The sequence below is a fragment of the Roseivivax lentus genome, assembly GCF_900156805.1.
In the GTDB taxonomy this organism is placed as follows: domain Bacteria; phylum Pseudomonadota; class Alphaproteobacteria; order Rhodobacterales; family Rhodobacteraceae; genus Roseivivax; species Roseivivax lentus.
In genome coordinates, this window is record NZ_FTOQ01000011.1 from 22,360 (window position 1) to 40,418 (window position 18,059).

Consider the following 18,059-nt stretch of genomic DNA (forward strand, 5'->3'; position numbering starts at 1 on the left):
TCACGGATCAGCAGACGACCGGGATCCCGGTGCAGCCAATCACGTTCGAGGCGGCACAGACGACCGGGTTGATCGTCCCGGTGACGGCTTGCGGTGCCGCCGCGCCTCCACCCGGTGCGGGATTCGGGCAGGTCAAGGTGACCGGCGGGACCCCGCAGGTGTGGAACCACGTCTGGATCGGGCCGCCCTGTGGTGCCGCCACAGCGCCACCATTGCAGCCGATCTGGGTGCAGACCGTTGCCATCGTGGTGCCCGCGCAGACCGCCGGCTGAGTACAGAGGGTCGCGGCTGTATGCATACCGACCGCTTGCGGAGCCGCCGCCGCCATTCCTTGTCCGCAGGCGAATGTCGGTTGCACCGTGGTCGTCATGGTCGGGTGTTGCGGGCAGAACGCCGGATGGGTCATCACGGTCGTATTGATGGTGAGAGTCTGCGGCGCAGCCACAGCACCATTATTGCAGATCGCGGCGACGCCCGTGCACTGGGCAAGCTGCGAAATAGTGGCAACCGGACAGACGATGGGTAGGGTCACTCCACAAATGCCCAGCACTGTAATGCCTTGTGGCGCCGCTCCGCCCGGAGCAGGAGCGCAGCATTGCGTCTGTACACCGCTGCAATGGGTGACGGGTTGCGTAAACATGGTCTGGCACACCTGCACCGTTTGTCCACCGCATTTTCCCATCGCGGTCAGCGTCGGATGCAGGGCTGCATTTGCACCGCCGACTGCCTGAGGCGCTGCCGCAGCACCACCGTTGCAGATGACCGGAACGCCAGTGCATCCGATTGCCTGCGATGCGACGGTGACGCCGCAGACCGCTGGAATAAAGGTCTTGTCGCACAGGCCGAGGGCGGTGATCCCTTGCGGCGCCCCGGCCTGCGGACAGCACTGGGTCTGAACGCCGCTGCACGGAGGATGCGTGAGCGGCGACTGACAGCCGCCCTGAATGCCGCTGCAGCCGCCCGGGGCAGGCGCCGTCGGCGCAGGGCAAACCTGTACGGTGGGTGCGCACATCGGCAGTGTCGTGATGGTCGGATGTACCGTAGCCTGCGCGCATCCGACTGCCTGAGGCGCTGCCGCGGCACCGCCGCAGATGACGGGGACATTGGTCACATTGTGATCGCAGATTGGCGTGATGCCGGTTTGACCGCAAATCGGTGTAATCGTGATGCCCTGCGGCGCTGCCGCCGCGCCGCCGCAGATGACCGGGATGCTGGTCACTTTGGGATCGCAGACTGGCGTGATGCCCGTTTGACCGCAAATCGGTGTAATTGTGATTCCCTGCGGCGCTGCCGCTGCACCGCCACAAATGACGGGAATGCTGGTCACATTGGGATCGCAGACTGGCGTGATGCCCGTTTGACCGCAAATCGGTGTAATCGTGATTCCCTGCGGCACTGCTGCGCCGCAAATTTGGGGAATATAAGTCATCATGATAGTTGCAGTGCCGTAAGACATGACTACCCTCCTGATATCAGGTGATAAATGTTCTGAAGACGAAAAATCGGAAATGAGATCGCTGAATTCTCCCTTGTTGTTTCGGGAAGACGGCTTGTTATGACGCCATCGTGTCACGAAGAGCGTCAGTCACATGTCGCCGGTACTCTCAGAAGAGGCGCAGTCTCGGCACCTGAAGAAATGAAAAATTCATACCTATTTTTATTGAGTTTCAGGAGGAATACTTTTTGCAATCACCCCAAGAGCACAAATTTAAAAAACAGAAAAAATACACCTATCGCATTCCAAAAGGAATAACGGTACGAAATCAACGCGGTTAATTTTTAAAAGAAGACGCACTCACAAAGGCTATGAATCATGTTGACGGTTGTGTGACGTTGGGTCAAGGCCTATTGGCGGTTGCGTCTGACCTCAGCTCCTATGGGGCAGCGTCAAGATGGTGTCAGACGAATGCGAACCAGTCTCAGCTTGGGCAATCAGACCGTCCCCTATTCCGCGCGGAAGCCGCGCCATGGATCGCGGGCAACATTGCGGCTCAGCTCGAAGAGTTTACGGGAGGAGCGGCTGCGTTCGTGCGTGAAATGCCTCGCGACATAGGCGTGTACGACGGCAAATTCTGAAGACTTCACGGTGATCGAAACCGCAGCATCGCCCTCGCGCGTCGTCGAAAGGGAAGGTGTGAATTCTCCGCCCGATCGTTGCGCCGAGGAGCGGTTTCCAGGCGGGCGCCGACGCCGAATTCCCGCAGCGCCGCACCTAAGATCCTGAGCCTGTCTGCCACACACTTCCCGCCGGCCGTGCTTTTTTACGTCTTTTCTCAGGAAGTTAATCGCGGCCTGCTACTTGCGGGTGACCTGCTCCCCGTGCTTGGCTGGCGGAAAGGCGCATCAATGTTTGGCTCGCGGAGCGTGAGGGCTTAGGCTTCCGGCGATGTCCCTTTTCCGGCGGAGACGCCAGAATGCCCGAAGGTGCCGATCCATTGCTCCGCCCCGATGCTCCACCACCGGCCCCGCGCCCCTGCACGCAGAGCGTACCACCCGCAACGGTGCCGACCTCCGCGCGACCGAGGACCGTGGCAGCTTTCAATTTCCGCCCCGCGGGTGAGATGATCCGACATGCGTAACCCGTTCGACCGCTTCAAAGGCAAAGACCCTGAAAGCACCGCTGGCGACCCCGACGGCGCGGTTGCCATGCCGCGCGATATTCCGATCGTCTGGCTGCTGGGCCGAACCGGTGCGGGAAAAAGCTCGCTCATTCGGGTGCTGACGGGCCTCGGCGCGATCGAGGTCGGCAACGGCTACGCCCCGTGTACGCGCACGTCTCAGAGCTTCGACTTCCCCGCAGAACAGCCGCTGGTGCGGTTTCTCGACACCCGGGGCCTCGGCGAAGCGGGCTATGATCCCGGCGAGGATCTGGCCGCTTGCGAAGGGCACAGCCACGCGGTGATGATCGTGGCCCGTCTGGACGATCCGGTCCAGGGCGAGGTTGCAGAGGCGTTGCAGACCGTGGTGCAGCGCCGGCCCGGAATGGAGATCCTTCTGGTCCATACGGGCGCCGACCTGCTGGCCGACCGGTCGATGCAGGAGCGCGCGCGCGCCGCTAACCAGAAGCGCTTCGAGGGTGCGGCGGGCCGTGCGATCCCCGACGTGATCATCAGCTTGCCACAAGGGGCCAACCCGCAGGAGGACGAGCTTGCCGCCTTGAAGGATGCGCTGGTCGAGACCCTGCCGAACGCCGGACTGGCCTTGCGCCAAGAGGCGGTGACGGATGCGGAATCCCGCGCCTTCAGCGAGGTCCGTCAGACCGTTCTTCTCTATTCCGGGATGGCGGGCGGGTCCGATGCGCTGCCCATTCTCGGCCTCTTCTCGTCGACGGGGCTGCAATTCACCATGCTCAAGAAGCTCGGCGATCATTACGATGTGCCCGTGACGCTGGCGCTGGCCCGGAATTTCCTGTCCCTGCTGGGCGTGGGGGTCGGAGGGCGCCTTCTGGGCAGCGTGGCCCTGCGGCAAGGCGGCAAGCTGATCCCTGGATACGGACAGACCGCGGGCGCGGTGGCCGCCGGTGCCTTCACCTTCGTTGCGACCTATGCGCTCGGGCGGACGGCATGCCGCTATCTCTATACGCTCTCGATCGGTGGCACGCCGTCGCGCGAGGACATTCAGGCGACCTTTCGCGACGCCCTGAAGCGGGCCGGGCAGCAGCATGATCATTGATCGCGCACGGGGATTCCTGCTCAGATGGCGCATCCTCGTGCGGGCGGGCGCGGTCGCCCTTCCCGTCATCGTGTCCTGCCTTCTGGGCCTCCTGTGGCTGCGCGAGCACGGGTACCTTCTGGAATTCACGATCACCTGTCTGGTCGTGGGCCTCATGGCTTACCTCGCGCTGAAACTGCCCCTGTGGCTCGGCAAGGCGGAACCGTCCGAGCCGCTTGATCTGGCAGAGGGCTACCATGTGGAGGCCGATCCCGATTGGTCGCCCTCGGAACAGAAGGCCTTCGGCGCTGCCCGCAAGCTGATCGACACGCGTCTGCGCCAGCCCTTGCCGGTGGACGAAATCCAGAACTTCGCCCTTGAGGTGATCCGCCAGGTGGCCGAGGCTTCCGGAGATCAGGGCAAACGCGAGCTGGACTTCACGATCCCCGAAGCGCTGCTTCTGGTCGAACGCGTCTCCTCGAGGCTGCGCGCGGATCTCAGGGCGCATATCTCGATCTCGGACCGGATTTCGGTCGGAACGCTCGTGTGGCTCTGGCAGAACCAGGACCGGGCAAAGCGGCTCTACGGGCTCGGGCACGGGGCCTACCGCGTCTACCGGCTGACCGCCGGGCTGCCCGTCGCGGTGATGCGCGAGACGCTGGATCTGGTCACCAGCGGCAATTCCAAGATGCTGACCGGCGAGTTGCAGGTCATCGGCCAGCGCATCCTCTTCGAGGAGATCGCGCGCGCCGCGACGGAGCTTTACTCCGGACGCTTGCGCATGTCCGATGCGGAGCTTCTCGAAAGCATCCTGCAGGAGGCCGATATCGACCGTCAGCGTCTGGCCGCGCCGGACGCACCGCTCAGGATCGCCGTCGCCGGTCAGGTCAGCGCGGGCAAGTCCAGCCTGGTGAATGCCTTGCTCGGCTATGACTTCGCGGAGACCGATATGCCGCCGACCACCGATCGCGACACGATGCATGAAGGCGAAATCGCCGGGCTACCCTGCAACCTGATCGACCTTCCGGGCCTCGATGGCAGTGCTGCGGCCACGGAAGCCACCCTGCGCGAGGCGGATCGTTGCGACATCCTGCTTTGGGTGACGGCGGCAAACCGGCCGGGACGCGAACTCGACCGCGCGACAATCGCGAAGATGAAGGCGCAATTCGCCAAGGCACCGAGCCGCCGTGTGCCGCCCTTCATCGGGGTCGCCACGTTCTGCGACAAGCTCGCCGGTCCCGACTGGCCCTATCCGGAACACAACATCCCGCAAGAGGTCCAGACCCGCATCGGCGCCGCCGTGACCGCCATCGCACAAGAGACCGGGATGGATGCCCCCGTGCCTGTCGCCCTTGGCGATCACCCGTGGAACGTTTCTGCCGTGCGGCAGCAGATCTCGGCTCGGCTGCCCGAGGCAATAGGGGTCCAGCGCAATCGCACCCGGCTGATGCGCGGAGAGAAATCCTTCGGACGCGAGGCGCTCGACACGGTGCAGGGCGTCACGAAGAGCCTCAGATCGCTGTCCAGACATGCGGCTGCGCGTTACCGGCGTTCCGACAAGGAATGAGGCGGCGGCGCCCGGTTCCGGCCGAACCGGCCGCCGCCCTTCGATCCCGTGCGCCGCCCTCTAATTCGACGGCATCACACCGGTGATGCTGTCGCTCACCGCGCGCGGGTCGCGCAGGGGCCACCGACCGGCATCGACCTGCGCAAAGAATTTCTCGAGCGCCGTGTTGAACAGGTCCGGCTCCTCGAGGTTGACTGTATGCCCGGTGCCCGGCACGACCTGCAGCTGCGCGCTGGGAACGACCGCCTTCATGAACACGCCCGGCAGAGAGCAGGGCCAATCCTCATCCCCGTTCAGGATCAGGCAGGGCGTCGTCATCGCCCTGAGGCCGTCCTCGAGATCATAGATGGAAGGCCGTTCGCGCTGCACCTGCTGCTGCGTACGGGCCGAGCCTGCTGCGGAATGTTCTGCCATCCGGTCCGCGAATTCGCGCCAGCCGCGCGGGTCCTTGTTCTGGAACTGCACCCGGGTCGGCCCCTGCGCGTAGTCCTCCGCGAAGGCCTTCATCCCGGCGCTGCGCAGGCGGTTGGCACTAGCATCCGCCTCGGCCCGCCAAAGCGCCTGCCGTTCCCGCTCGGCCCCGTACCCCACGCCGGAGACGACCAGCGACAGCGCCCGCTCCGGCGCGGTCAGGCCCAGATGCAGCGTCGCATAGCCGCCCATGGACAGGCCCACCACATGCGCCCGGTCGATCCCGAGCCCGTCGAGGATCGCCACCACATCTGCCGTCGCACGGGCCTGCGAATATTTCGCGGGATCCTCCGGCACCTCGGAGGGCGGCCAGCCCCGCGCATTGAACGCGATGCAGCGGTACCGGCGGGAGAAATACCGCATCTGCGGCTCCCAGCTGCGGCAATCCCCGGCAAATTCATGTACGAAAAGGACGGGCGTGCCCTGCCCGACCTCCTCGTAATACAGCGTCACAGCGTCGTCGGTCGTGAGTGTCGGCATCGTGTGTCTGCTCCGCCTGCTGTTCGGGGCCAGCCCCGATAACCATTCCTCGCACAGGCTAGTGCAGATGATGCCGGTGATCCATCGCGGGAAGCGGCTCTGGCACAGCCGCTTCGGCGCTGCGCCGGACGCTCAGGCGGACGGCAGGGCCAGCACCGTGATCCTGAGCGCATGCCGATGCCGGGCCTCGTCGAACTTGCGCTGCGCCGCCTCGAGTTGCGACCGCGCGCGGTCGCGCTGCTCATAGAGCCTGCGCAGCTTCGAGCCGGGCGCGCCGATCAGCAGGCCCTTCGGTCGCGCACCCGATGGAAACCATGACAACGCGTCCCGTTGCGCCCGTTGCCATGCGCGATCCAATTCCTGGTATCTCTGGTAGAAGATGAACACCGCCCGGCGACGCGGATCGAGATCAGGTCTCATTTTATCCCACCTCCCTGTGGTTGCCTTGCCGAAAATCCGCGGATCGTCCTAATCCGCGCTGGCCATCCGCGCCTCCAGCGATGCCAGGATGGCCTGGCGAATTTCGGACGGCTGATCGTTGATTGCCGCGCTCAGAAGGCGCAGTTCGCGCCGTGTCCGGTGCAGATTGTCCAGCAGCGAAAGAAGCGTCGGCATCGCGTCTTCCGGCAGCGCCATGTCCTTGGACAGATCGCACAGCAATCTCAGGCGCGCCACGTCCACCTCGTCAAAGACCGGGCCGGTCTCGCTTTCGGCGGGACGCACCCAGCCTTCGCTGACCCAGAGGCGCAGATCATGCACGGTCAGACGCTCGATGCGCGCCAGAACCATGTGTTCATCGAGGCTCATAGGCTTCTCCTCAGCTCCGAGCGCGGATCGAAGGCCGCATGATCCCGCACGCGCTCGGCCATTTTGCGCGTCTCGTCGTCGATCTTCGGGGGCAGCACGATTTTCAGCCGGACGGTCTGATCGCCCGCCTTGCCGTCGCGCTTGATCCCCCTGCCCTTGAGGCGCATGCGCCGCCCCGAGGACACGCCGGGCGGGATCGTCATCGCGACCGTCCCGGAGATTGTGGGCACGTCCACCTTCGCGCCGAGGACCGCTTCATCGAGCGTGATGGGCAATTCCATCTCGATATCGTCGCCATCGCGGCTGAAGACGGGATGCTCGCCCACGGCGATCGTGATCAGCGCGTCCCCGGGCGGCCCGGCGCCCAGCCCCGGCTGCCCCTTCCCCTTCAGCCGCAAGGTCTGGCCATCCCGCACCCCGGGCGGAATCGCGATTTCGATGCCTTTGCCATCCGGCATGGTCACGGACCGTTTGGCGCCCTTCGCGGCATCGAGGAAATCGACCGCGAGATGATAGCGCGCATCCTGACCGCGGGCCTGAAAGCCACCATAGGCCCCGGCCCCGCCCGCGCCCTGCGGACGCCGTCCGAAGAGGTCGGAGAAGGCCCAGGCGAAGTCTTCCTCGTCGCCCGCGGAATAGCCGCGTCCGAACCTCGCCCCCCCCGGTCCGCCGTCGTAGCGCGCGCCGGCATCCTGATCCGCATATTGGTGGTAATATTGCCGCTGCGGCCGCTCTTGTCCGCTGGCGTCGATTTCGCCCGCATCGAAGCGGCGGCGCTTTTCGGGATCGCGCAGCAGATCGTTCGCCGCGGACACAGCCTGGAAACGTGCCTGTTTGTCGGGATCGTCCGGATTGAGATCCGGATGCAGGGACTTGGCCAGCTTGCGATAGGCCTTTTTGATCTCGTCCTGCGACGCCGTCTTCGCGACACCCAGAACCTTGTAGGGATCGTCGATCATGTCCGCGCCTCGGCAGCGACCCAGGCCGCGATCTCGCCCGCCGGGGTCACGCCGGCGCGGCGTCCGATCTCGCGCCCCTTGCGAAAGGCGATCAGGAGCGGAATGCCCCGAATGCCGTAGCGCGCACCGGCGGCCGGGTATGCCTCCGTATCCAGCTTGGCAAAGCGGACACGGCCCTTGAGCATCTCCGCGGCCTTCGCGAATTCCGGCGCCATCATCCGGCACGGCCCGCACCACGCGGCCCAGAAATCCACGATCAGCGGAACCTCGTCGGTCGCCTGGGCTTTCCTGAGAATGTCCAGGGAGATCTCGACGGGTTTGGCCGCCATCAGAGACGCCTCGCAGGTTCCGCATTTCGGACCCGCGCTCAGCCGCTCTTCCGGCACCCTGTTGGTTTGTCCGCAATGAAGGCAGGTCAGTTTCAGGCCCATCCGCGCAGCTCCACTCATTCCCGCTTTTGAATATATAATGACCGTCGGGCCAAGCCTAAGGGAAAACGCACGGCTCAGCTTGATTTCCGTCAGGGTCCGCGAAGATCAGGATTGCCCTGGCCGGTCTGTGCCGGGCAGAGAGCACCGGCACAATCTGCGCGCACGAGGGTATCTCGGAGAGCCTGTTATGGACTTCTTCGAAGGAATTTCTCGCGGCCGGCAAAGCCACGCTAACAAGCGATAAGCGCAGGCGTTTGTCCGTTCCGGTCGGTGATGCCGCGCGGGCCGATTGATTTGAGTCAAGCCCGCTTGGACGATTCGTCCGAAAAATGTCGTGGGAGACTTGCACGACGCGCTCTCAATGACGGGAGGAGACATCATGGAGTACGAGACCAAGGCCCGGGCCGCCGCGCCCGACGAGTTCGATGTTCCGGTATCCGAGTCCAGACGCACATTCCTGAAAATGGCCGCCGTGACGGGTGCCGTGGCGGTGTCCGCCCGCAAGGCGCTGGCCGACGGCGATATCGGATTTTACGCCAAGGATCTGTCCGACGAGAAGCTCGTCGACATGTACCGCACGATCCTCAAGATCCGCTGGCACGAGCGGACCCAGGCCGACCAGATGCTGACCAATCCCGGCTATCGTGGCTACAACCACTTCTATGCCGGCCAGGAAGCCGTGGCGACCGGTGTCTGCGCGGCGCTGCGCAATACCGGACCGTTCGAGCAGATCGACCTCGCCTATTCGTCGCACCGCCCGTCGGGCCACGCCATCGCCAAGGGTGTGGATATCCCCAAGATGGTCGCCGAGAACGATTTCCGCGCCACCGGCCTGAACGGCGGCTACGCGGCCGAGATGCATCTCTCCGATCCCTCGGTGGGCTTCATCGGCGCGGACGGGATGATCGGCCCCTCGATGCCCATCGCCTCGGGCTCGGCCTTTGCCTTCCGCGCCCGCGGTTCGGACCAGGTGGCGGTGGTCTTCGGCGGCGACGGCACCTATGCGACGCCGCATTTCCACTCGACGCTGAACAACGCCAAGCTCCTGGACCTGCCGCTGATCTACGTGCTGGAGAACAACCTCTACCACCAGTACGCGCATTACTCCTATTCGTGCCCGCACACGAACATCGCCGACGCCGCCGCGGCCTACGGCATTCCGTCCCGCGTGGTGGATGGCCAGGACGTGGTGCAGGTCTTCAACGCGGCGAAGGAGGCCGTGGATCGCGCCCGCGCAGGCGGGGGCCCCAGCTTCATCGAAGCCAAGACCTACCGCTACTACAACCACTGGGGCGCACCCGGCGCGACCGCGGGCGAGCTCGGAGCCTTCGGCTACGACCCGCTGGCGATCACCTCGTTCCGTCCCGAACGGGAGGTCCGGGCATGGATGCAGCGCGACCCGGTCGATATCGCCCGCAACATCCTGGTGAACTGGCAGGTGCTCGACGAGACCGCCGCACAGGACATGGAGACCGAAATCAAGGCTGAGATCGAACAGGCCTTCGTCTGGGCCAGCGACCAGCCGCTTTGCAACCCCGAAGACGGCCTGAAGAACGTCTTCGCAGACGGTGCCGTCCCGGCGCGTCAGTTCGGCTGACCCCAACGCACCCTTCTGAAAGGACAAAACGATGGCACAGAAAAGCTGGATGTACTCGGTCCTTGAGGCCGTGCAGTACGAAATGGAGCAGGATCCGAACATGATCTGGATCTTCGAGCTCACCCCGCCGGTGGCCTCGAACCCCGGCCAGCCGGTAATCAACCTCGAAACCGCCTTCGGCCGCAAGAGAGTCTGCAACACCGGCATCGACGAGAACTGGATGGCGTCCTGCTGTCTGGGCGCCAGCCTCGCCGGGTCGAAGGCCGCGACGTATATCCCCTACCAGGGCGCGCTGATGCCCTTCCAGGTGATCCAGAACGTCGCCGGCAAGCTGCGGCACATGACCGGTGGCAGGGCCTCGATGCCGGTGGTCTGGATCATCGAGATGACGGGCCAGACGCCGGGCTTCGCCGGGCAGCATTCCTGCTACGAGGAGGACAGCTACTACGCGCACATTCCCGGCGTGCGCACCATAATCCCGTCGACGCCCTATGACGCCAAGGGGATGATGCACGCCGCGCTGCGCTCGCCCGACCCGGTGGTGTACCTCTACCCTGCGGGCCTCAGGACGCTGACCGAGGACGTGCCGGACGAGCCCTACGAGGTGCCGCTCGACAAGGCCGCGGTGCGGCAGGAGGGCAGCGATCTCACCATCGTCAGCTCGGGCGGCGGCATGCCGGGCGTGCTCGAGGCCGCGGCCACGCTGACCGCCGAAGGCGCCAGCGTCGAGGTGATCGACCTGCGCGTCCTGAAGGAGATGGACACCGAGACGCTGGTGAACTCGGTCGCCAAGACCAAGCGGCTGCTGACGGTCGACCAGTCCTACTACACGCTGGGTCCCGGTGCCGAGGTGGTCGCGCGCGTGGCCGAGAATGTCGAGGGCGCCCGCTACAAGCGCGTCGCGTTCCCCGATGCACCGCCGCCGGCCTCGCCCGAGATGTTCACCTGGATGCGACCCGACGCCGAGAAGATCGCCGGAGCGGCCCGTGCCCTTCTCTGACCGGGACACCGGCATGCAGGTGCCCGCCGCGGCGCCTGCAGGCAGCGCGGCGGTCATGCCGGCGCGCTGCACGAGTTGCGCGGGCGGCACGCTGTCCCGCGACGAGGTCAAGACGGCCTTCTGGGAGGGCGAGACGCTGGTCGTCGTCGAAGGCATCCCGGCGCTTGTCTGCGCGCGCTGCGGCGAGCGGTACTACGAGGACGAGGTCGCGATGAAGCTCGACCTGATGCGCGGCGCGGGCTTTCCGCGCGACCGGGCCGTCCGTATGCAATCGGTTCCGGTCTTCGCCTTCGGCGCGGGCGGCCCGGACCCGGGCGTGGAGACCTCCGATGCGACGGCGTGACTGGGGCACCATCGGCCTGATGCTCGCAACGGCCGGCGCGGCGCTCGCACTGGACGCGCAGTTCGACTTCATGCCGGCGGGCGGGCGCACGCTGCTCGCGGACCTCGCGGCTCAGACGGGCGGCGCGGGCCTCGCCGAAATCGCCGCCAAGGATCTTTCCGCCGAGGGTTGGCGAGACTGGGCCGCGTCGCAAGAGACCGGGCTGACCGACGCCGCGCTCGACACGGTCGCGGCTTACGCGGCGCTGAACCTGCCCGCGGGCGAGGACATCATCGCCGCGCTTGCAGAGAGCGGCGATGCCATGCTCCTGCCGCCCGACGGCAAGGACCTCGCCATCGCGCAGTGCCAGTTCTGCCACTCGCTGTTTTCCGGATACCTCATGCATGACCGCGACGAGGTCGGCTGGAAAGGCACCTTCAAGGCCCCGTTTCATGCCGAGATCCCGATGAGCGAGGTCGAGCGCGATACCTTCGCCATCTACTCGGCGATCAACATGCCGATGAAATTCGACGACGTCCCACCGGAGCTGCGGTTCTGACCCTGCCCGGCCGGCGCGACAAAGGGGAGGATTGAGAATGAAACGCCTGGTCCCGCTCGGTCTGCCGTTGCTTGCGGCTCTGGCCCTGCCGATCAACGGCACCGCACGGGCGCAGGACGTGGACGCGGTCTTCGACTTCATCCCGGCCGGCGGACGCACGTTGCTGGAGAAGCTCCGTGCCGGCGGTCTGCCCGAGAGCTTGTCCGCCGCCATTGCGGGGCCCGGCGCCGATGTCGCCGCCTGGCAGGAGACGCTCGAGACCGCCCGCGCAGAGGCTCCCGCGATCGCGGCGCTGGATAGCTGGGAGGCCGACACGCTGGCCCATTACCTCGCCTGGCGAGCGCCGTTCGACGCCGGGGGCGGGCTGCCCCGCGACGGCCGCGACCTGTCGCTCCAGCTCTGTCAATCCTGCCACATCATCACCGTGGTCGTGACCCAGGACCGGACCCGGGAGGCCTGGCTCGGCACGATGAATTCGCCCAGCCATGTCGAGATCGAGATGAGCGATGCGGAACGCCAGTTGCTCGCGGATTACCTGGTGCTCAACGCCGCCATCCCGATCGACCTCGTGCCGCCAGAGCTGCGGGCCGGGGGTGCATCCTACTGATCGCGGCCGGCCCATCGCCGGCGGAGGCGACCGATGCTGTTCACGTCGCTGGAATTTCTGCTCTTTCTGCCTGTCGCCGTGGCGCTGTTCTGGGTCTTGCCGGGCGGGCTGAGGCTGCACTGGCTGATGCTGGCGAGCCTCGTATTCTATGCCAGCTTCGGCATCGGGAACCTCGCCTATCTGGCCGCGGTGGCCGGGCTGACACTGGCGGCGTCGGCTGCGATCCGGCGGGCGCAAAACCGCCGGACCCGACGCCTGGCGCTCAGCCTCGGCCTGACCGCGGTGCTGGGACTTCTGGTCTTCCTGAAATTCTACGACCCGATCGCGGCCGCCACGGGCGCCCTGCCCGCCTCGGGCCTGCGCAACCCCGCGGGGTTCTCCTTCTACGCCTTCATGGCGGCGAGCCTGCTGATCGACCGCTACCGCCGACCGGCCCCCGGTGCGACGCCCTATCGCGACGGGCTCTATCTCGCGTGGTTTCCCAAGATCCTCGCCGGCCCGATCACGCGCGCCGGCGATTTCCTGTTCGAGATCCGGCGCAATCGCCGCGCCCATGCCGCGCTCTTCGTGCTGGGCGCGCAGCTGATCCTGTGGGGCCTCCTGAAGAAGGTCGTGGTCGCCGACAACCTCGCGCCCTTCGTCGACCGGACCTATGCCATCCCGGCCTACGCGGTGCCGATGGAGCTGATGATCGCCAGCTACTTCTTCGCCTTCCAGATCTATTGCGACTTTTCGGGCTACACCGACATCGCCCGCGGTGTGTCCTTCCTCTTCGGCATCCGGCTCGCCGAGAATTTCCGGCGGCCCTATTTCGCCCGCTCGGTCGGCGAGTTCTGGTCCGAGCGCTGGCACATCACGCTCGCGCATTGGTTCCGCGACTATCTCTACATCCCGCTTGGCGGGAGCCGGGTGGGCAGACCAAGGTTTTACCTCAACATCATGGTGGTCTTCGTCATCAGCGGGCTGTGGCATGCGGGGCTCGGTTACGGCGTCGGCTGGGGGTTTCTGGTCTGGGGGGCGCTGAACGGCGCCTATATCTGGGGGGAACGCGCGCTGGCGCCGCTCGGCGCGGCCCTGCGCCGACACGCCAAAGGTTGGTTCGCGCGCGCCATCGGGCGGTGTCTTGCGGCCCTCGTGGTCTTCCACCTCGTGCTGATCAGCTGGGTCTTCTTCCGCGCCGCCTCGCTTTCCGACGGCTGGACCGTGCTCACCCGCATCTTCGCCGCCCTGCCGGAGCTGCCGGCGCTTCTGCTGCGCTATCCGTTTACCGCCGAACACGCCTTTCTCGCCTGCCTCATCCTCGGTCTCCTTGTCATCGAGTTCCTCGACGAGCGGCGCCCGCTCTGGCGGCGCCTTGCGCGGATGCCGCGTCCCCTGCGCTGGGGCGCGGTCTATGCCGGGATCTTCGCGCTCCTGCTGCTTGGCCGCTGGCAGAGCGAGGCCTTCGTCTACATGCAGTTCTAGGAGCGCGCACATGGACACCGCCTTTCGACCTTCGACCAGAGCGCCGCTTCGGTCGCTCCTCGTCTTCGCGGCGGTCTTCGCCCTTCTGTACGGCCTGGCGCTCGCCACCGCAGAGCGCGTGGTGGCGCGCGGCGCGACCGAGACCGCCTTCCAGAAACTCCTCGCCGCCAGGGGACAGCATGTCGACTGGCTGGTGCTCGGTGCCTCCCATGCGCTGCCCCTCGATTACGGAGACGTGCCGCAGCGCCTGCGCGACGAGACCGGTCAGACGATGCTGGTTGCGGCCGAGATCGGGGCGGGCCCGCTCTACAACCGGGCCGTCTTCGAGCAGGCGCTTGAAGACCTCTCGATCGGCCGGATGATCTACGTGGTCGATGCCTTTGCCTTCGGCAGCCGTGAATGGAACGAGGCGCGCCTTTCGGATCGCGGCTTACTGCGCCGCACCCCGCTTCGCCTGTCCACCGCGCGCATCCTTGCAAGCACGGCGCTCCGCCACCGGCTCGACCCGCGCGGTCTCATCGACTACCTGAGCGGGTTTTCCAAGCTCAACCCCGCCGACCGCTTCCCGCAGGCCGGCTGGCGCGGCGCCGAGACATTCGACCGCCGGTTTCGCCCGTCGCGGCACGCTGTGTCGGCGCGGATCGACTACCTCTACCCGGACGGCGCCCCGCAGGCGGAGGATCTGGGCCGCTATCTCGGGATGCTCGACGCCATGATCGCGGGGGCGGCGACGGCCGGGATCGAGGTGCTGGTCATCAAGCCGCCGTTGCCGGAGGCCTTCGGCGACAGCCTGCCCGAGGAGGCGACCTTCGACGCGGCCCTGCGAGCGCGGCTTGCGCGGCGCGACGTCGACTTTCTCGACCTGAGCGCTGCGATCCCCGGCGCCGAGAATTACTTCGATACCGATCACCTGAACCGCGCCGGCGTCGATACGCTCTACCGCGACTACCTGCGACCGCGCCTTGCCGGCGACTGACGCGGCGCGCGGGCCTCTTACGGAAGGCCACCTGTCCGATGGCCGCCGCGTCGGGGCGCCCTGCGGGATCGAAAACCTCAGCAGGGAATGCCTGGCGAGCATCACCGACACCGCGCTCTCCGACCACCGCGTCGCCCAAGGGATGGACCCGATCGCCGAGATCAGGGAGCTCTCTGTCTTCAGGCCACTTCCGAGCCCCCGCCACCTGCGCAGACGGGACAGGCCGCAAGACGCCCGAGTCGCCGTTTCGAGCTTTGATCTTGCTCAAAACGCCTCCGCGCAAAGTGGATGAGACTTCGTGCAGCACAGCTGAAATGACGGCGCGCGCGGCGACGAACAGGTGCTTGGCCCAAGATCAGGGACCGCGTGACGATCAGGCATCATCCATGGCCCGATGCGGCCGCGAACATCCGAAGTGGAGGAGGGTCGAACATGGCGGAGGGGCGCTTTCCATTCGCGAATCGCGACGATGCCGGGCGCAGGCTCGCGGCGGAACTCGTCAAACGCAACTTCAGTGCCTCGGTGGTCTTCGCCCTTCCGCGGGGTGGAGTCCCTGTGGCCGCGGAGATCGCCGAAGCTCTGGGCGCTCCGCTAGACCTGATCCTCGTGCGCAAGATCGGCGCGCCTCGCCAACCGGAGGTGGCGCTGGCCGCCATCGTTGAGGGCGAGCCGCCCGAGCGGGTGCTGAACGAAGAGGTGATGCGCCACTCGAGCGCCGACGAGGCCTATCTGGAAAGGGGAACCGCGCTGCAAGCCGCGGAAATGCAGCGCCGGCGCGAACGTTATCTCGGCGACCGGCGCCGGGTCGATGCGAAGGGCAGAACGGCCATCGTGGTCGATGACGGCCTTGCAACCGGCGCGACGATGAAGGCGGCGCTGATTGCGCTCAGGCGCTGGGGTGCTGCGCAAATCGTCGTGGCGATTCCGGTGGCGCCGGCCTCCGCGATACCGGCTCTCCAGGACCTTGCGGACGAGGTCATTTGCCTCGTCGCCGACCCGCATTTCCGCGGCGTCGGCGGGGCCTATGCCGATTTTCACCAGCTCACCGACGAGGAGACCATCGGATATCTGCGCCGGGCATGGACGGTGGCGGACACGGCCGAGACGGGTCCGACGCTCAGTCGCACTGTGGCGATCCCGCCCCTTGGGCTGCAGGGCGACCTCGTCGTGCCGCCCGATCCGCGGGGCGTGATCCTCTTCGCGCATGGCAGCGGGTCGAGCCGCCTGAGCCCGCGCAACCGCAAGGTTGCCGCGCAGTTGAACGACATGGGCTTCGCCACGCTGCTGATGGATCTTCTGACGGAACGGGAAGCTGCCGATCGCCGCAATGTCTTCGACATCCCGCTGCTGGCGGAGCGGCTGCTTGAAGCCGATCTGTGGATCGCCTCCGAACCGGAACTGGCACATCTGCCGCTCGGGCTTTTCGGGGCGAGCACGGGGGCCGGTGCCGCCCTTCTGGCGGCCGCGGAACTCGGCTCGCGGATCTCGGCGGTGGTCTCGCGAGGCGGACGCCCCGATCTGGCCGGCCCGCGGCTGTCCGAGGTGACGGCGCCCACGCTTCTGATCGTGGGCGGTGACGATCCGCAGGTCCTGGACCTCAACCGCGGCGCCCTCGCGGAGTTGCGCTGCGAAAAGCTGCTGCGGATCGTTCCGGGCGCCGGCCACCTGTTCGAAGGGCCGGGCGAACTCGAGACCGTCACCGAGATGGCCGGCGCCTGGTTCCAGCATTACTCGATCCGGGAAGAGACGTCGCTGGCTCGCCCCCTGATCCGCGAGAAGGCGCCCGCCACGCCGGAAGAGACCATCCGCGCGGCGGCCGAGCCCTTGCCGGATCCCGACGACCTGGATTTCGGCGCGGCTTTCGACCGGTATGGAACGGCGCGCGTGGTTCTTCTCGGCGAGGCGTCGCACGGCACATCCGAGTTCTATCGAGCCCGCGCCGCCATCACCCGCAGGCTGATCGAGAAGCACGGTTTCAACATCGTCGCCGTGGAGGCGGACTGGCCCGATGCGGCTGTCCTCGATCGCCGGGCACGCGGGCTGCCGGAAGGTCGTCGCAACGTGGCAGCATTCTCGCGGTTCCCGACCTGGATGTGGCGCAACCGCGATGTCGACGACTTCATCGCATGGTTGCGCGATCACAATTCAGCCCTGCCCATGGAGAAGCGTGTCCGGTTCCAGGGGCTGGACATCTACAGCATGTTCAACTCGATCTCCGAGGTCCTGGCCTATCTCGATGCGCATGATCCAACCGCGGCGATGGCGGCGCGCCGCCATTATGGATGCCTCGCGCCCTGGGCGAACGAGCCCGCCGCCTATGGCCGTGCGGCGCTGACCCGCGGACATGCGCTTTGCGAAGAGGCTGCCACGCGCGTGCTGGTCGATCTGCTGACGCGGGAACTGTCGCAGGCCCGGCGCGATGGCGACCGCTTTTTCGATGCCGTCCAGAATGCCCGAGTGGTCGCCGGCGCGGAACGTTACTACCGCGTGATGTATTTCGGATCCGCCGAAAGCTGGAACCTGCGCGACACGCATATGTTCGAGACCCTCAAGCAGGTCATGGAGCATGCCGGTTCCTCCGCAAAGGCCGTGGTCTGGGCGCATAATTCCCACATCGGCGACGCCCGCGTCACCGACATGGGCGTGAACCGGGGCGAGCTGAACATCGGTCAGCTCTGCCGTGAGGAATGGGGAGACGACGCCGCCTTGATCGGGTTCGGTACCCATGCCGGCACCGTTGCCTGCGCCTCGGACTGGGACGGACCGATGGAGATCAAGGCCGTGCGTCCGTCGCGGGCAGACAGCCACGAGGCCATCTTCCACGGGGCGGGGGGGGAACGCTTCCTGCTCGACCTTCGGCCCGGGGTCGATGACGCGCTCCGGGCCGCGCTGTCCGAACCGCGGCTCGAGCGATACATCGGCGTCATCTACCGGCCGGAAACCGAACGTTGGAGCCATTACAGCAATGCGATCCTGTCGGATCAATACGACGGATATGTCTGGTTCGACCGCACGCAGGCAGTGGTCCCGATACCCATCAGGCCCGTCCCGGGAGAGGACGAAACCTATCCTTTCGGGCTTTGAGCCGCTGCTATGGCGTCCCGCGAAGCGCAGTCCCGGTGCGCGGAACGCAGGATCGGTTCGGCTCGGACAGGCCGCGGAGCGACG

At 66.2% G+C, this 18,059-nt stretch carries 16 protein-coding genes; 10 read left to right on the forward strand and 6 right to left on the reverse strand.

The window, feature by feature from the left end:
• Positions 1 to 7: 7 nt before the first annotated feature.
• Positions 8 to 1,456, reverse strand: a complete 1,449-nt coding sequence (locus tag BW990_RS21530) for a hypothetical protein (RefSeq protein WP_143526228.1) — start codon at positions 1,454 to 1,456, stop codon at positions 8 to 10.
• A gap of 1,190 nt (positions 1,457 to 2,646) precedes the next feature.
• On the opposite strand from BW990_RS21530, the gene BW990_RS15305 reads away from it, so the two are divergent.
• Positions 2,647 to 3,672 (forward strand): YcjF family protein, encoded by a 1,026-nt coding sequence (locus BW990_RS15305; RefSeq protein ID WP_076449459.1) that lies wholly within the window; start codon positions 2,647 to 2,649, stop codon positions 3,670 to 3,672.
• Positions 3,662 to 5,218, forward strand: coding sequence for a GTPase family protein (locus tag BW990_RS15310; RefSeq protein ID WP_076449296.1), 1,557 nt, complete (start codon positions 3,662 to 3,664; stop codon positions 5,216 to 5,218). The genes BW990_RS15305 and BW990_RS15310 overlap by 11 nt, the downstream gene beginning before the upstream one ends.
• Before the next feature lie 60 nt (positions 5,219 to 5,278).
• Here BW990_RS15310 and BW990_RS15315 read toward each other — a convergent pair whose 3' ends face one another.
• From BW990_RS15315 to trxC, 5 genes are all read right to left on the reverse strand, one after another.
• The gene (locus BW990_RS15315; RefSeq protein WP_076449298.1) at positions 5,279 to 6,169 is read right to left on the reverse strand and encodes an alpha/beta fold hydrolase; all 891 of its coding nucleotides are present in this window, start codon (positions 6,167 to 6,169) and stop codon (positions 5,279 to 5,281) included.
• A gap of 132 nt (positions 6,170 to 6,301) precedes the next feature.
• A complete protein-coding gene (locus tag BW990_RS15320; protein WP_076449308.1) occupies positions 6,302 to 6,589 on the reverse strand; it encodes a hypothetical protein in 288 nt (95 codons plus the stop codon).
• A gap of 48 nt (positions 6,590 to 6,637) precedes the next feature.
• Positions 6,638 to 6,976 (reverse strand): MerR family transcriptional regulator, encoded by a 339-nt coding sequence (locus tag BW990_RS15325; protein WP_076449311.1) that lies wholly within the window; start codon positions 6,974 to 6,976, stop codon positions 6,638 to 6,640.
• The gene (locus tag BW990_RS15330) at positions 6,973 to 7,935 is read right to left on the reverse strand and encodes a DnaJ C-terminal domain-containing protein (protein WP_076449313.1); all 963 of its coding nucleotides are present in this window, start codon (positions 7,933 to 7,935) and stop codon (positions 6,973 to 6,975) included. The genes BW990_RS15325 and BW990_RS15330 overlap by 4 nt, the downstream gene beginning before the upstream one ends.
• A complete protein-coding gene (gene trxC / locus BW990_RS15335; RefSeq protein ID WP_327214137.1) occupies positions 7,932 to 8,384 on the reverse strand; it encodes a thioredoxin TrxC in 453 nt (150 codons plus the stop codon). Before trxC ends, BW990_RS15330 begins: the two co-directional genes overlap by 4 nt.
• Positions 8,385 to 8,745: 361 nt before the next feature.
• On the opposite strand from trxC, the gene BW990_RS15340 reads away from it, so the two are divergent.
• The 8 genes from BW990_RS15340 to BW990_RS15380 all read left to right on the forward strand — a co-directional run bounded on the left by BW990_RS15340 (position 8,746) and on the right by BW990_RS15380 (position 17,975).
• Complete coding sequence (locus BW990_RS15340) at positions 8,746 to 9,963, forward strand: thiamine pyrophosphate-dependent dehydrogenase E1 component subunit alpha (protein ID WP_083950641.1); 1,218 nt, start codon at positions 8,746 to 8,748, stop codon at positions 9,961 to 9,963.
• A 31-nt stretch (positions 9,964 to 9,994) separates the two neighbouring features.
• A complete protein-coding gene (locus BW990_RS15345; protein ID WP_076449317.1) occupies positions 9,995 to 10,963 on the forward strand; it encodes an alpha-ketoacid dehydrogenase subunit beta in 969 nt (322 codons plus the stop codon).
• On the forward strand, positions 10,950 to 11,306 hold the full coding sequence (locus BW990_RS15350; protein ID WP_159441668.1) for a type II toxin-antitoxin system MqsA family antitoxin: 357 nt from the start codon (positions 10,950 to 10,952) through the stop codon (positions 11,304 to 11,306). Before BW990_RS15345 ends, BW990_RS15350 begins: the two co-directional genes overlap by 14 nt.
• Complete coding sequence (locus tag BW990_RS15355) at positions 11,293 to 11,844, forward strand: hypothetical protein (RefSeq protein ID WP_076449319.1); 552 nt, start codon at positions 11,293 to 11,295, stop codon at positions 11,842 to 11,844. The genes BW990_RS15350 and BW990_RS15355 overlap by 14 nt, the downstream gene beginning before the upstream one ends.
• Before the next feature lie 37 nt (positions 11,845 to 11,881).
• Positions 11,882 to 12,451, forward strand: a complete 570-nt coding sequence (locus BW990_RS15360; RefSeq protein ID WP_076449321.1) for a hypothetical protein — start codon at positions 11,882 to 11,884, stop codon at positions 12,449 to 12,451.
• Between the two features lie 33 nt (positions 12,452 to 12,484).
• A complete protein-coding gene (locus BW990_RS15365) occupies positions 12,485 to 13,915 on the forward strand; it encodes an MBOAT family O-acyltransferase (RefSeq protein WP_076449323.1) in 1,431 nt (476 codons plus the stop codon).
• Between the two features lie 10 nt (positions 13,916 to 13,925).
• Complete coding sequence (locus BW990_RS15370) at positions 13,926 to 14,891, forward strand: hypothetical protein (protein WP_076449325.1); 966 nt, start codon at positions 13,926 to 13,928, stop codon at positions 14,889 to 14,891.
• A gap of 432 nt (positions 14,892 to 15,323) precedes the next feature.
• On the forward strand, positions 15,324 to 17,975 hold the full coding sequence (locus BW990_RS15380) for an erythromycin esterase family protein (RefSeq protein WP_076449330.1): 2,652 nt from the start codon (positions 15,324 to 15,326) through the stop codon (positions 17,973 to 17,975).
• Positions 17,976 to 18,059: the final 84 nt, after the last annotated feature.